The sequence below is a fragment of the Mesorhizobium sp. M7A.F.Ca.CA.004.04.2.1 genome, from assembly GCF_004022825.1.
Classification (GTDB): domain Bacteria; phylum Pseudomonadota; class Alphaproteobacteria; order Rhizobiales; family Rhizobiaceae; genus Mesorhizobium.
Window position 1 is genome coordinate 1 of the sequence record NZ_RZPH01000088.1, and the last position, 10,786, is coordinate 10,786.

Annotated in this window: 16 protein-coding genes and 1 pseudogene; 6 read left to right on the forward strand and 11 right to left on the reverse strand. The window is 60.8% G+C overall.

Annotated elements, in window-relative coordinates:
* From EN893_RS06440 to EN893_RS06450, 3 genes are all read right to left on the reverse strand, one after another.
* Nucleotides 1–957 (reverse strand): molybdopterin cofactor-binding domain-containing protein (locus EN893_RS06440; RefSeq protein WP_164900735.1); only part of this gene is annotated, 957 nt, incomplete at its 3' end.
* Between the two features lie 3 nt (nt 958–960).
* Complete coding sequence (locus EN893_RS06445; protein ID WP_127267536.1) at nt 961–1,983, reverse strand: xanthine dehydrogenase family protein subunit M; 1,023 nt, start codon at nt 1,981–1,983, stop codon at nt 961–963.
* Between the two features lies 1 nt (nt 1,984).
* The gene (locus EN893_RS06450; protein WP_127267537.1) at nt 1,985–2,602 is read right to left on the reverse strand and encodes a (2Fe-2S)-binding protein; all 618 of its coding nucleotides are present in this window, start codon (nt 2,600–2,602) and stop codon (nt 1,985–1,987) included.
* A 165-nt stretch (nt 2,603–2,767) separates the two neighbouring features.
* Between EN893_RS06450 and EN893_RS06455 the strand changes: the two genes are divergently transcribed.
* The 3 genes from EN893_RS06455 (at nt 2,768) to EN893_RS06465 (ending at nt 3,906) form a co-directional block, all read left to right on the forward strand.
* A complete protein-coding gene (locus EN893_RS06455; protein ID WP_127267538.1) occupies nt 2,768–2,938 on the forward strand; it encodes a hypothetical protein in 171 nt (56 codons plus the stop codon).
* A gap of 170 nt (nt 2,939–3,108) precedes the next feature.
* Nucleotides 3,109–3,426: a plasmid stabilization protein gene (locus tag EN893_RS06460; protein WP_127267539.1), complete on the forward strand. Its 318-nt coding sequence runs from the start codon at nt 3,109–3,111 to the stop codon at nt 3,424–3,426.
* 36 nt (nt 3,427–3,462) lie between these two features.
* Nucleotides 3,463–3,906 (forward strand): PPC domain-containing DNA-binding protein, encoded by a 444-nt coding sequence (locus EN893_RS06465; protein ID WP_127267540.1) that lies wholly within the window; start codon nt 3,463–3,465, stop codon nt 3,904–3,906.
* A 22-nt stretch (nt 3,907–3,928) separates the two neighbouring features.
* Here EN893_RS06465 and EN893_RS06470 read toward each other — a convergent pair whose 3' ends face one another.
* Both EN893_RS06470 and EN893_RS06475 read right to left on the reverse strand, forming a co-directional pair.
* Nucleotides 3,929–5,203, reverse strand: a complete 1,275-nt coding sequence (locus EN893_RS06470; protein WP_127267541.1) for a DUF763 domain-containing protein — start codon at nt 5,201–5,203, stop codon at nt 3,929–3,931.
* 100 nt (nt 5,204–5,303) lie between these two features.
* Nucleotides 5,304–5,912 carry a cysteine hydrolase gene (locus EN893_RS06475; protein ID WP_127267549.1) on the reverse strand — a complete coding sequence of 203 codons (609 nt, stop codon included), beginning with the start codon at nt 5,910–5,912 and terminating at the stop codon, nt 5,304–5,306.
* Between the two features lie 621 nt (nt 5,913–6,533).
* On the opposite strand from EN893_RS06475, the gene EN893_RS06485 reads away from it, so the two are divergent.
* Entirely contained in the window at nt 6,534–6,965 is a 432-nt protein-coding gene (locus EN893_RS06485) for an HD domain-containing protein (protein ID WP_127267543.1), read from the forward strand.
* A gap of 29 nt (nt 6,966–6,994) precedes the next feature.
* Here the strand turns inward: EN893_RS06485 and EN893_RS06490 are convergent, their stop codons facing one another.
* The 4 genes from EN893_RS06490 to EN893_RS06505 all read right to left on the reverse strand — a co-directional run bounded on the left by EN893_RS06490 (nt 6,995) and on the right by EN893_RS06505 (nt 8,907).
* Nucleotides 6,995–7,405 carry a DUF427 domain-containing protein gene (locus EN893_RS06490; protein WP_127267544.1) on the reverse strand — a complete coding sequence of 137 codons (411 nt, stop codon included), beginning with the start codon at nt 7,403–7,405 and terminating at the stop codon, nt 6,995–6,997.
* Between the two features lie 124 nt (nt 7,406–7,529).
* Nucleotides 7,530–8,426 carry an alpha/beta hydrolase gene (locus EN893_RS06495; protein ID WP_127267545.1) on the reverse strand — a complete coding sequence of 299 codons (897 nt, stop codon included), beginning with the start codon at nt 8,424–8,426 and terminating at the stop codon, nt 7,530–7,532.
* Nucleotides 8,423–8,608, reverse strand: a complete 186-nt coding sequence (locus EN893_RS06500) for a hypothetical protein (protein WP_127267546.1) — start codon at nt 8,606–8,608, stop codon at nt 8,423–8,425. The genes EN893_RS06495 and EN893_RS06500 overlap by 4 nt, the downstream gene beginning before the upstream one ends.
* A gap of 89 nt (nt 8,609–8,697) precedes the next feature.
* Nucleotides 8,698–8,907, reverse strand: a complete 210-nt coding sequence (locus tag EN893_RS06505) for a DUF2934 domain-containing protein (RefSeq protein WP_236383395.1) — start codon at nt 8,905–8,907, stop codon at nt 8,698–8,700.
* 288 nt (nt 8,908–9,195) lie between these two features.
* Between EN893_RS06505 and EN893_RS06510 the strand changes: the two genes are divergently transcribed.
* The gene (locus EN893_RS06510; protein ID WP_127267547.1) at nt 9,196–9,453 is read left to right on the forward strand and encodes a hypothetical protein; all 258 of its coding nucleotides are present in this window, start codon (nt 9,196–9,198) and stop codon (nt 9,451–9,453) included.
* A gap of 10 nt (nt 9,454–9,463) precedes the next feature.
* Here the strand turns inward: EN893_RS06510 and EN893_RS06515 are convergent, their stop codons facing one another.
* Nucleotides 9,464–9,700 carry a hypothetical protein gene (locus EN893_RS06515; protein ID WP_127267548.1) on the reverse strand — a complete coding sequence of 79 codons (237 nt, stop codon included), beginning with the start codon at nt 9,698–9,700 and terminating at the stop codon, nt 9,464–9,466.
* 96 nt (nt 9,701–9,796) lie between these two features.
* Nucleotides 9,797–10,249, reverse strand: a complete 453-nt coding sequence (locus EN893_RS06520) for a hypothetical protein (protein ID WP_127272420.1) — start codon at nt 10,247–10,249, stop codon at nt 9,797–9,799.
* 195 nt (nt 10,250–10,444) lie between these two features.
* Here EN893_RS06520 and EN893_RS06525 point away from each other — a divergent pair.
* A pseudogene (locus EN893_RS06525) lies at nt 10,445–10,786 on the forward strand (hypothetical protein); the annotation flags it as partial.

The following is a 10,786-nucleotide window of genomic DNA, read 5'->3' on the forward strand; positions in this document are numbered from 1 at the left end:
GACGACATAAGGGTCAGGGCGTGACGTCACCTCCCAGGCCTCATGTCCGAACGCCGTGATGCGGCCGTCCTTGCCGGCGCCCATGCGGATCCGATGCCGCGTTTCGGCTCGATAGGTCTGCGTACCGAAGGCTTGCATGCGATTGACGACGCAGCGAACCGGCCGGCCGATGCGCCGCGCCGCGACGGCAACGATCGCAGTGCGTGCCGTCATCGGCCCCTTGGAGCCGAAGGCGCCGCCGATATAGGGACTGACGATCCGCACATTGGCCGGATCGAGCTTCAATTGGCGTGCCAGTTCCACCTTCCAGCCCGTAACATTCTGGCTGGGCTCGTGGATCGTCAACTGGTCGCCCTGCCATATGGCTGTGGTCGAAAACAGCTCGATCGGATTATGATGCTGGGTCGGCGTCGAATACTTTTCGTCGATCTTCACCGTCGCATCCGCCCAGGCGGCGTCGAAGTCACCGGCCTTCGCATCCTCCTTGAACATCGGGCTTTTGCCGGCAGCCGGTTCCATCTTCACGCCCTTGGAATCAAAGCTGGCGCTGGGCCGTTCGTCCTCGTAGTCGGCGCGGATCAACATCGCTGCCTCCTCCGCCGCCTCGAAGCTTTCGGCGACCACCAGAGCGATGATCTGACCATCGTGAAAAACCGTCTTGTCGTGCAAAGGCCCAATCGAACTTGCGCCGGTGTTGCCGAATTTCGGCATGTCGGTCTTGTCCAGATCGCCATAAGTGACGATGTCCAGCACACCGGGTACGGCCCTGGCGTCTTTCGTGTGAAGTTCGGAAACCTTGCCCCGCGCAATGCTGCTGGTGGCAAGGGCACCGTGGGCGACGTTGGCGGTGACGATGTCGGCGGGATAGCCGGCCTGTCCGGTAACTTTTAGCCGGGCGTCAATGCGAACAACGGGATCGCCCTGGTTTTCCCTTGGAGCGGGTGCAGCTTGGTTCATGGCTCAGCCCTTCATATCCCGGGTTTCGAGCAGCGCCCGCACCAGCGTGCGCTTGCCGAGCGGTATCTTGAATGCGTTATGCTCGCGCGGTCTGGCATCGGCGAAAGCAGCCTCTGCGGCCTCCTGCGCCGTGGCTTCGTCAAGCACTTTGCCCTGTAGCGTGTCCTCTGCTTCGCGCGCACGCCACGGCACCGTCGCCAGTCCGCCGAGCGCAATGCGCGCACTCCTTACCGTCTCGCCATCCATGTCGAGCGCGACAGCCGCGGACGCCAGCGCAAACGCGTAGGATTCGCGATCGCGTATCTTCAGATAGCGCGACCGGCTGGCCCACCGTGCGAGCGGCACTTCGATGGCGGTAATAAGCTCGTCGGCGGCCAGATCCGTCTCGATGTCGGGCGTCTCGCCCGGCCGTCTATGCAGCTTGGCAAAAATGAGCGTGCGCCTTCCCCGCGAACCTTCGACATCGACGGTGGCGTCCAGCGCAACCAGCGCCTGCGCGAAATCACCATGATACGTGGCAATGCAGGCATCGCTCGTACCCAGCACGGCATGCTGGCGATTGGACCCTTCCATCGCAGCGCAGCCGGAGCCCGGTTCGCGCTTGTTGCACGGCCAAGATATCTCTCGAAAATACTCGCAGCGCGTACGTTGCAGCACATTGCCGCCCAGGCTCGCCATGTTGCGAAGCTGACCGCTGGCAGCGAATTTCAGGCTGTCGGCGAGGACCGGGCAACGGCGCCTGACATCATTGTTGTCGGCTGCTTCACCCATACGGACCAGCGCACCAAACCGGATCTTATCATCGTCTATCCTGATCTGCCGCAAGGCCGGCTCGGCAAGAGAGTTGAGGTCGAGCAGTCGCTCCGGCCGCGCGACACCGAGCTTCATGTAGTCGGCCAGATTGGTGCCGCCGGCGATGAACTGCGTGTCGGCACCGGTTGGCGGAACATGCACGGTATCGGGACGGGACGCCATGGCGATTGCCGCGGAGACGCTGGTTGGTCTTTCATATACGAATGGGTGCATCCTAAGCCCTCCTGGTCTCGTCGCGTGCCTGGACGATCGCGGCAACGATGTTGGGATAGGCCGCGCAGCGACATAGATTGCCGCTCATATATTCGCGAATATCGTCTTCCGACCCAGCATGGCCTTCGTTGATGCAACCGATGGCGGACATGATCTGACCCGGTGTGCAATAGCCGCATTGAAAGGCATCGTGGTCGACGAAGGCCTGCTGGACCGGATGCAATTCCCCTTCCGCCGAAGCCAGGCCTTCCACCGTTGTGATCTCTCGGCCCTGGTTCATGACGGCAAAGCTCAGGCAGGACAGTACCCGCTTTCCGTCGATCAGCACCGTGCAGGCACCACACTGACCGTGATCGCAACCTTTCTTGGTGCCGGTCAGGCCGACATGGTCGCGCAGCGCGTCAAGCAGGCTGGTTCGATTGTCGAGCGCGAGGTTGTAGGTCTGCTTGTTGATACGCATCGAAACCGCCGACAAATCGCGCGGTTCGGCCGGTTTTGCGGACGCGGGCTGGGCAGCTCTCGTCGGGGAATTTACAAGCGGCATCACCGCCGCCGCCGAAACAGAGGCCGTCATGAACATGCGTCTGCTCAGGCCACTGGAAGTCTTGGCATCGGACATGGCTGGCTCCGGGCTGGCTGGGTCTCAAGCGGCCCAAACCACTCGCGGAGGGCAAAGTTCCCTCCTCACGAGCCTGTGATCCTTTTTTCTGTCGGCGGGATCGACGCAATCGGAACCTCCCCGGTCAAGCGATGGTTGTGTGCCAACAGCGGGAAGGAGGCGATCATGAGCGATGGTCGGCATGGCAAGGACCGTGACAATGGACCCGTATTCTCTGCGGATCAGGCGAGACAAGGCGATATCATCCTGCGAACGCGCACGCGTCGGGTCGTCTTCATAGCCGGCTTGGTCGGCGTCGTGATCCTGGCCCTCGTCGTGAGGTTGGCAATCGGCTGAACCAATCCCCCTCGCCTTGCTGCTGCACTCTCCCCGGCCCGAAAGGCGCTAGCTTGCGCGGCGCGGCGGTGTTTGGCCATGCATCGCGATGCGCCATTGGCTACGCGACTTCTGTTGGAACCAGCGCGTCGAGTCGACGTTCAGCCCTTATTCAACAGGAGGAACAGGCCGTGCCACGAGGCGAGAAATCGAAATACACTGACAAGCAGGAGCGCAAAGCCGACCACATTGCCGAAGGCTATGAGAAGCGCGGGGTTTCCGACAAGGAGGCAGAGCGGCGCGCATGGGCTACCGTCAACAAGGACGATGGCGGCGGCAAGAAGGAAGGCGGTTCCGGCCGCGGCAAACACACGGGCCATCCAGCGGCGCACAAAGGCGGCAAAAGCGGCGGCAAGGCATCGGCATCACGGTCTGCCGCAAGCCGATCGGAATCGGCAAAGAAAGCTGCGGCGACCCGCAAGCGCAATGCGGAACACCGCGCACATTGATATGAGGCCGGCACTGAATGCGGCGGGAGCACAGGGATGAAATCGCAGCTCGTCAATGAGATCGGCGGACAACGAACATTCGTCGTGGTGCTCGACCCAGGCGAAGAAGCGTTCGCGGCACTGACCGCCTTCGCGGTCGACCAGGAGATCGGCAGCGCGTCCTTGACCGCCATAGGGGCTTTCGAGAAAGCCACGGTGGGCTGGTTCGATCCGGCCTCGAAGACCTACCGCAAGATCCCTGTCGACGAACAGTGCGAGGTTCTGAGCGCGATCGGCGATGTCGCACTGGGTGACGACGATAAGCCCAGCCTGCACGTCCATGCGGTCCTTGGATCGAGTGACGGCACCACTCGGGGTGGACATCTGCTTGACGGCATCGTTCGGCCAACGCTCGAAATCACCCTGGTGGAAGCACCCGGTCATCTACGTCGCAGCAAGCGTCCGGAGCTCGGTGTCGCACTCATCGATCTTGACGATTGATCTCCAGCCCCTCCACCCGTGCTCACGCTTTCTCGTTCCGCTCAGTTGATGCTGTGTCCGGCGGCGCTTCCCAGCCAAACACGCTGCGCCCGCCAAGCAGATGCGACTGGTCGAATTCTCCCGCGACAATTTCCTTCAGGCTGGGGCCGGTCACGTATCGTTCGACTTGCCGCGACTGATCGTCGAGCCGCCTCAAGGCACCGATTTCTTCATCGCGACCGAGCTTTGCCTTCTGCACGGCCGACTTCAGAACCCCGATCGTCTCGTCATAGACCTTCAGCGGTACCGGAAATGGATGCCTGTCCTTGCCGCCATGCGCCAGCGAGAAGCGGCCGGGATCGGAAAACCGGCAAGGCGCGCCATGCACCACCTCGGCAACGAGGGCCAGCGCGCGCACCGTACGCGCGCCGACGCCGGGGACCAGAAGGAGCTCGGCGAAATCGGTGGGACCGCGGTTCGCGGCGGCTGCGATATTGCCGTGAAGACGATGCATGACGACATCGCTTTCGCGAACATCATGGTGGGCCGGCATGACCAAATGCGGCAGCAGCGGCTGCTCCGGTTCTTGCCGGCGCGTCGGCTCCGCGCAACGCTCCAATGCTGCAAGCTCGCCCAGGATGCGATCGGGTCCGAGGTCTTGCAAAAGGTTCAGTTGCCCTTGGCGCGACGCGTCGGCGCGCCTGTCGGTCAGGTTGACGATCTCACCTTGATGGACGCCCTCGATGGCGGCATGCGGCTGCTCGACAAAACTCTTGAGGCCCTCGGAGAGCCAATGGTAGCGGCGCGCCACCTTGCTGTCACCGTTCATGCCTTGCTGCACCACGACCCAGCGACCGTCATCGGTGACGATGAAACCATGCAGGTAAAGATCGAAACCGTCCTGGACCGCGGCGCTGTCGACTTTGGCGACAAGCCGGCTGACGGTGGCAAGGCCCGCCCCGTCGAAGCCGACGCGTTGGCCGATGGCCTCCAGCTCATGCGGGGTTTTGCGCGAATGCGCGCCGCGACCACCGCAGACATGAATGCCGAGCTCGCCGGAGAGCGGCGTGAGGCCACGCTTCAAAGCGCCCACGACGCTGGTCGTGATCCCCGACGAGTGCCAATCCATGCCCATGACAGCACCAAAGGACTGGAACCAGAATGGATGCGCCAGCCGCCGCAGCAGCTCGTCTCGACCATAGTGATGAATGATCGCCTCGCACATCACAGCGCCAAGACGCGTCATGCGGTCGCCGAGCCATTTCGGCACGCGCCCGCCATGGAGTGGAAGGTCAGCACTTCCCGATCGTTGCGTCACGTCTGCTACCTGTTCTGGTGTCCGTCATTCTCTTAACAGATAGGCAGCCCAACCGCGCAAGGAAGCATGGACACTTCCACCCGGGCCGGGTTAGCGGACGTCAAGTCCAGTTCGAGAGAACCGTTTCCATCTCAACCGTCTCGACCTGCTGCGCGAAACGTTGGTGGTAAACGGTCAGCAGTGCATCATGGGTTGCGTCAGAAGAACTGCACAGCGCGTCCGTGACGAGAACCACGCGATAGCCGAAATCGATGGCCCCGAGCACGGTGGCGAGAACGCAAACATCTGTTTCGCCACCGGTAATGACCAGCGTATCGATGCCGCGCTCCACCAGAAGGGCTCTGAGGCGCCCTTCGAACCAGGGCGAATAGATGTGCTTGTCGATGATCGCCGCTGGCGGGCAGTAGCCGGCTAAAGACGGCAACAGTTCGGTCATTTCGGGCCCGATCGTCTCGATCGTCAGGGAAGCCCAGCGCTCATAATAGCGCTTCCATGTGCCGACGCCCTGCCCCGGCTTTTCGGCTGGCAGGAAGCGTGTAAAGACCGTCTGTGGCGCGCGTCTTTCGACCAGCCTCTCGATCTGCGGGAGAACCCGGGTGATCCAGGGCGTTGCCCATTGAGACGGCTCGGCAAACAGCCGCTGCATATCCACGCAGACATGCATGCATCGATCGCCGAGAGGTCCGTATGCCAGCCCCGGCATCGACATCAGCGCTTCTCCGACCGACGATGCATTTCCCTGTTTCCTCACTTTGTCGGCAAAGACACGCAACGCCGCGCGCAAGCACTGGTTCCTGAAATAGCCACAGGAACCGACGCAAATGGCTGGCGTTTCCGCTGAGATGAATGGAGGTGCTCGCATGAGACCGCGCGAGAGGCGTTGGAGCCGCAAGTCAGCCGGGGCGCCAAAATGGAACTAAGCGGAGGATGTCTCTGCGGCACGATCCGCTTCCGCGTTGGAAGCGAACCGAGAGTGCATTATTGCCATTGTGATATGTGCCGGCGAACGACCGGCAGTGCCTTCGCAGTTGTGGCCTGGGTGCCTTCCCAAAGCGTGACCTGGACCAATGCGACGCCGGCCTATCGCAGATCTTCACCGATTGCCCGGAGGGGCTTCTGCTCCGCCTGCGGATCGCCGCTCAGCCTTGCCTATGACGCATCGCCCGGAGAGATCGCGTTGCATGTCGGAACGTTCGACGATCCGGCTCGCCTGGAGCCGCGCTACAATTATGGATCGAGGCAGCGACTTGGCTGGGTTTGCTGCGGAATAGACCTGCCGCACCACGATACCGAGGAGCGATGGTGAAACCATGTCTGAAGGGCAAGCCAGATGAGCATGTTTTACCGGGCGGCCAAGATTGCCGAAGAGGTCCACGCAGCACAGCGCGACAAGACCGGGCGACCGTATATCGAGCACTGCCGCCGGGTCGTCGACGCGGTCGAAACCACGGACCAGAAGGTCGTCGCCTATCTCCATGACGTCGTGGAAAAGGGCGAAGGCTGGAACCGGACCAGGTTGGACGAGGCCGGTTTTGGCCCGACGATCGCTTCGGCCGTCGACGCCATGTCGCGCAGGGATGGCGAGGACTACTTCGCGTTCGTGCGACGAGCGGCATCGAATCCATTGGCGCTGCCGGTGAAGCGCGCGGATCTGGCGGACAATATCTGGCAAGCCCGACAGGTCGGGGCATCGACTGTCAAATATGAGGAGGCACTACGCATCCTTGATGACGAGTTTCCGCGCCGTCAGCACCAGCCTTGAATCAACTCGCCCCGCTGCGAACGGGCAATCTACTCCGGGACGTGGGGCGTGTGCCGTCTGTCCTCCGCGGGCTCAGCATCGATGCGCGCCTTTTCCGGATCGAATGCACCATGACGTGCAATGGGCCGCGCCGCGGTTTCAGGCGTCTCGTATGCCCACATGAAATCGTCAGCCGAGCTGCCCACCGCATGGACGCGCCAGTAGCTCGCGGTGCCTTTCGAAGGGGAGCGGCTGGTGGTGTTCGTCTTTTCGAAAAGGTCGAAATAGATGTCTTCGAAAGGGATGTAGAACACGGGCTCATGTCCTTCTTCCTGAAGCACTTTCGCCCGTTCCGTAGCAGCGACTATGGCGTCGGAAAATCGTACCGTCACCGTGCCGACAAACGGTACTATGGCCAGCTGGCCAGCATGGTGTGCTGAGATTGCGTCTGAAGCTTGCATTCAAATTCTCCCTGGCTGCCGATTGATTGCGAGGCCGCATTTCGGTTCGTCATGCATGGAGACGAAATGCGCGGCGATGCGTCAGGTTCCGGCCTCTACTATGAGGTCGGATGACGACCCCACTTCAGCGTTTGCCATGGCTGTCGAGAAACGCAGCCAACAATCGCGAAACCTGATCAGAAGCCTCACGCGTCGGGAAGTGTCCGATGCCATCCAGCACCACCCGCCTGTAGAACGCGGTGAAATGCTCTTCGAGCCCCTCTGAGGACTGGGCAAACACAACGCGGTCGGCGCCACCATGAAGCGTCAGGATCGGCACCGTGATGATCTTGACCGCTGCTTGCCGGCGGGCGAGTTCGGCATAGCGGGGATCGGGCTCGGCCTCTTCCCATCGGACCCGATAGGAATGCAACGTCACATCCGCCCAGTCAGGATTTTCGAACGAACTCGCGACACCATCGAAAATAGCGTCGTCGAACCAGCCTGATGGACCCCAGCTGTCCCACTGGTATCTGGCGAATTCCTTGCCGTTGTTTCGTACGAACTCGGCGCCCCGTGCCGTCGCCATGAACCATTGATACCAAAATGCTTTCGCTTGTCCGGGCGCCGGCGTTGCTGGTTTGCCTGGTTGCCAGCCGAGCGACAGCGCAGCACAGCACTTGATGCGGTCCGGGAAAACCGACGCGAGCAGATAGGATATCCGGGCGCCCCAATCGTGTCCGACGACTGCAAAGCGGCTGAGGCCAAGCGCATCGGCAAAATCCAGCACATCCTGCGCCATCGCGGCAATCTCGCCCGAGCGCATGATTTCTTTTGACAGGAACGATGTCGGCCCGAAGCCCCGCAACCAAGGCGAAAACGTCCGGAAGCCAGCTTCATGAAGGACCGGCGAAATCCGAGCGTATGTCGTCGCGTCGTCGGGCCAGCCATGCAGCAGGATAACCGGGGCGCCGTCCTGCGGTCCACCATCGAGATAGGCGACGCGCAGCAGAGGTGTGTCGCAATGTGAGACGGAGTTCATTGGCTCTGAGGCGCAATAGCTGGCTTATCATCACCAGTCGCGGACTCTGGCCTGGCGGCCTGGTCAACCTGTGGGTTCTTGTTGATGGGGCCGGTGTTGGCTTTCATCGGCTCGATATTGTTGTCGCAGGCGCCGAGCGTAAGGCCAGCGGCCAGGATCAGGAGTGAAAAGAACCTCTTCATCGAAACCTCCTCTGGTTGCTGTCCGGCAAACGAGGTTCCACCAATTTGGTTGCCTGATCGTCCTCTCAAGACGCCACGGCATCTGACGATCAACGCTTCAAGCTATTGGAATCGGCTGCAACTGTCGGATCAGGCAAAACCGGGCCACGTTCAGTCTCCGAACCCTCAGCCTCGATCTCCTGCACGGCCTGGTCCCAGTGCTCCTGCTCGCGGCCAGCCGGCCGGCCCTCTTGTTCCCAGATTTCATGGGCTCGCCGTTTGATCTTTTCTTCCCTGCTGTCCATGGCCAGATCCTCCAATTCGTCAGTCTCAATTCCGGGCCATATTTTTTGTTCCTCCTCTGTCGGGAACAGCCGCTGCCGGAGCCGCGATTTCGGGGAAGGCGCTTGTGGATTGCGTGGGACGAAACCGCTTGGTAATTTTCGTACTGATATTTTTTCGTGACACACCGATGCCCGCAGCTTTATGAATCTGGCTATCGGCCAGCGCCGAGCACGTCCCTCTCCGATCCCACTGCCCGGCGCTCAATGCCTGATCGCCCGCCGCACCGATATGGCGGGCTGTTGCTTCGATTGGAGGTGACGCCCATGCGGGAATTGCCGAAAGACATCGACGCTGATGTGGTCATCGAAATCAGCAAGCTGCTGGACGACAGCCCGCTTTTCGTCCCGGTACGGGTTCATGAACTTGCGGCCAGGGTGAGGCAGAGGGTGAAGACCGGTCTGCCGGATCTTTCGATCGAAGAACTGATCGTGGAGATGGCCTCCGTACGTCAGCTGGCCATGGCCTTCGATCTGCCTGGATCGGAGAATGTCGTGCAAATCCCGGTGCGGTATAGCCGCTAGCACTGCGGCATCACACGCTCCATCCGGAGGTCAGGACAAGCGATGCCTCAAACATCTGCGCACCGACCTCATCGCGTACTTTGACGGTTACCTTGACGAAATCGCAGTCGGGCATTTCGTCTTGGGCAACATCCTGCAAAATACGAATTGCTTCCGCTCTGGCTTGTTCCCGGGATTCGAACAGCTGCCCGTTATCATCGGGTATCGCGCCGTCACCGTTTTGAAGATCGAAATAATACCGCTTCATTTTCGGGCCACGCTGGAAACATCTGGCGGGTCAATGATTTCGGTTCATTGGTGGTTCCTGCACGCTCGGCGGCCGTGCTGGTGAAGACGTGGTCGTTCAACGCACCGCAGCGCGAAGCGCCGATAGGAAAAGCACAAGCAACGCCAAGGCGTTGAGGCCGGCGGCGATGGCATGCGAATACTCCCATTGCCGCCGCAGCAGCTCCCAGTTTTCAGGCAGGACAGTCCAGTTCCGGGTCGCCTGATTGATTGGATAGGTCAGCGTCCAGAAGGCAAATTGCGTGGCGCCGATGCTGAGAAAGGCGACAACAACCAAGCCGAAAGATGCACTCGCTCGGTAGAGCAGGATCGCCAGGGCGGCCGTAGAGAGCAATGCTCCCAGCACTACGATGCCGAACAGGCTCCATCCATCATAGGCGCGTTGCGCAGCCAGATAGTTCGGCCCGTCGAGCTTCATCTTGTTGAACATCGTGAAGAAATGCGCGGCGGCCGGAACGAAAGCCAATACAACGAAAATGAAGCTGACCACTCTCAGACTATAAATTGCCATATCCGGTCTCCTCTCAGGAGAGAGCTAGGGCAATCGGCAGAGTTGAAAAGGTCGTTTTAGCGGCGGCTTTCGCCCGCGATCGTATGATCTCAAGCGAGGTCGTTTTTTAGCCCTCACTCAACTATCTCGGAACATTTTTTTTGGGTGCTGGTTCTACGCACTGAAGGGACGAATCTTACCCAGGGAGATTTCCCCATGAAACATGTTCTCATTACCAGCATGCTGGCGATCGGGCTCGGCTGTGGAACGGCGATGGCTCAGACACAACAGCCCGAAAGCCAGTCTGGCGCAGACGCCAATTGCGCTTCCGGGCAAGCTGGCTGCCAGAATGGTTCCAAGATGGGCGAGCAGGCTCAGGACAAGACCAAGCTGAAGACTGACGAGCAGGCACAGGGCAAGGCCGGCACCACCACCGACCAGCAGGCTCAGGACAAGACCAAGCTGAAGACCGACGAGCAGGCTCAGGGCAAGGCCGGCACAACCGATCAGCAGGCCCAGGACAAGACCAAGCTGAAGACTGACGAGCAGGCTCAGGGC